Annotated in this window: 1 protein-coding gene; it reads right to left on the bottom strand. The window is 42.7% G+C overall.

What is annotated here, in order from left to right; all coding sequences use genetic code 11:
* Positions 1-237: 237 nt before the first annotated feature.
* Positions 238-2214 carry an efflux RND transporter periplasmic adaptor subunit gene (locus D5R40_RS32145; protein WP_124155823.1) on the bottom strand — a complete coding sequence of 659 codons (1977 nt, stop codon included), beginning with the start codon at positions 2212-2214 and terminating at the stop codon, positions 238-240.
* Between the last annotated feature and the right edge of the window lie 289 nt (positions 2215-2503).

Here is a 2503-nt window from a genome sequence, read left to right on the forward strand (position 1 = left end):
ATTTTGATAGTATCCAGTAGGTTGGGTTAAGCGTCGGAGCGCAACCCAACAATTCCAACTCTTTGTGTTGGTGCATTGTAATGGTCGTGAATTGTCCAGCAATATTTGTGACCACAACAGTGGGAGCAAGATACTCCCATGCTAGGTATTCTTTTTTGCTGTATACCATTATGCGAACAGGACTATCTTTTTGTGGGGTTTCCGGATGTCAACCCAACCTACAAAGTTACCTAAACTTCATCTAACTTCTGACTCCTGACTTCTAACTTCTGACTTCACAAACTGCCCAGGTGCCAATTGATTAGTTCCATTAGTCACAATCAAATCTCCCGGTTGCAATACCCCACGCACCAAACTCCGGTCTCCCTCCGTATGCAACACCTCAACCATTCGTTTTTCAGTCTGATAAGTTCCCGCAGGTAAATTCAAATCTGACTGCGAAGGGGGTACAAGAGCATAACTTGCCAACAACCCCCGCTCTCCCCAAACTAAAGCAGAAGTAGGCAACCAATATCCTTCCATCTCATGAGTCTGATTTAATCCCAGACGAACAACAGTACCAGGAGCAATAGCTTGAGGTAGTGCCAAAATCACAGTTTGCGTCCGAGTCATAGAATCTACTTCTGGTAATATCGACAGCACTCTTGCACTATAAATTCTCTCTCCCACCCTAACTTCCTGCTGACTACCAACTCTCAGACTGGAAGTCTTCCCTGGTGGCACCCCAACCCTAACCTTCCTTTCACCACCCTCAACCAAACGCACAACACTCTGACCAGCATTAACCACAACTCCTTCATCTAAATGTCGGACTGAAACAATACCGGAAAAAGGTGCAAATAGAGTACTCTTTCTCAGAACAACATCAATTTCAGAAATTTGTGCCTCGAAACGTCTAATTTCTGCTTGTTGAGCTTCTATTTGTTCCCTGCGAGTTCCAGCAATCAGTTCGTCTAACTGACTTTGCACCTGACCTACCCTAGCTCGTTGAGCTTCTATTTGTTCGCTACGAGTTCCAGCAATCAGTTCGTCTAACTGACTTTGCGCCTGACCTACCCTAGCTCGTTGAGCTTCTATTTGTTCGCTGCGAGTTCCGGCAATCAGTTCGTCTAACTGACTTTGCGCTTGACGTACCCGCGCTTGTTGAGCTTCTACTTGTTCCCTGCGAGTTCCTGTTTCCAGTTTCTCTAGTTCGCTCTTTGCTTGCTCCAGTCTTGCTTGTAAAGTATCTGCTTGGGTTGAAGCTTCGTCAAACTGTTCTTGAGAAATTGCTCCTTCGGTATAAAGTTCTTCACGTCGTTTCTCCTGAAGGCGAGCGAGATTTAATTGTTCTTCTAAGTCCAAAACTCCCGAACGAGCAACTTTTATATCTTCAATACGCGCTCCAGTTTGCAATTCCTGTAATTTTGCTTGTTCTTGGAGTAGGGATGCGCGAGTCGCTGCTATTACTTCTGGTCTCGGTCCAGTTTGCAACTCCTGTAATTTTGCTTGTTCTTGGAGTAGGGATGCGCGAGTCGCTGCTATTACTTCTGGTCTCGGTCCAGTTTGCAACTCCTGTAATTTTGCTTGTTCTTGGAGTAGGGATGCGCGAGTCGCTGCTATTACTTCTGGTCTCGGTCCAGTTTGCAACTCCTGTAATTTTGCTTGTTCTTGGAGTAGGGATGCACGGGTCGCTGCAATTACTTCTGGCCTTGCTCCATTTTCTAGTTCTTTCAGTGTGGCGATCGCTCTATCTTTCTGTGCTATTAATACTGCTTTTTGAGCTTTTGTTTGGCTAGTGTCGAGTTGAGCGATCGCTGTTCCTTTAGTTACTTCTTCTCCTTCTTCTATATATATAGATGTGAGTAAACCAGATTGTTCAAAACCTAATTCACTGGTTCTTTTGGCTTCTACAATTCCTGTGTAACTCTGGGAAACGGAATAGGAGTTTACTAATTTAATTGGGATAGCTTGAACGGATAGGATATTGGGAAGAGTGGTTTCTAAGTTTGGTTTGGCAGAAATATTCCGCTCCTGAATAAATTTTAGACCGCCAAAAGCTATTCCTAGAGTCACCAACACGAGACCAACGCGAAGAAATTTTCTATCCTTGACTTTAGGTTTGAAATTAGTGACTTCTGACTGAATTGGTAAAGTTTCCATCTTTTCAGTTAAGATTTCCACTTTGCCATTAATTTTATGGGGTTTAGAGTCTAGCAAATTATTCTCTTTCATTGCTTTAAAATTTAGCTTAAGTAGAGATTATAAAATTTTTGTTAAATAGCCTATCAGCTTTTAGCATTTCTGTACCGGAATGCTCCGCAAATTCGCAAAGCTGACTGCTGACTGCTCCTTTAAGTTAGATTCAAATGGACATTTAAAACAATCGTTTGATTTATTTTAATTAAAACATACGTTTGAAATAATTGCAAAGGGAAGGAAGAAGGAAGAAGGAAGAAGGCAGAAGTCATATCAAATCCGGTTAAACAGCCATAGAATGGTTAAGTTAGGAGTCCTCAGGAGT

Origin of the sequence: Okeania hirsuta (assembly GCF_003838195.1) — a bacterium.
Taxonomy (GTDB): Bacteria; Cyanobacteriota; Cyanobacteriia; order Cyanobacteriales; family Microcoleaceae; genus Okeania; species Okeania hirsuta.

Bases quoted from the DNA above. Each gene is read 5' to 3' on its own strand.
- D5R40_RS32145 (WP_124155823.1), bottom strand. From the start codon at position 2,214: ATGAAAGAGAATAATTTGCTAGACTCTAAACCCCATAAAATTAATGGC.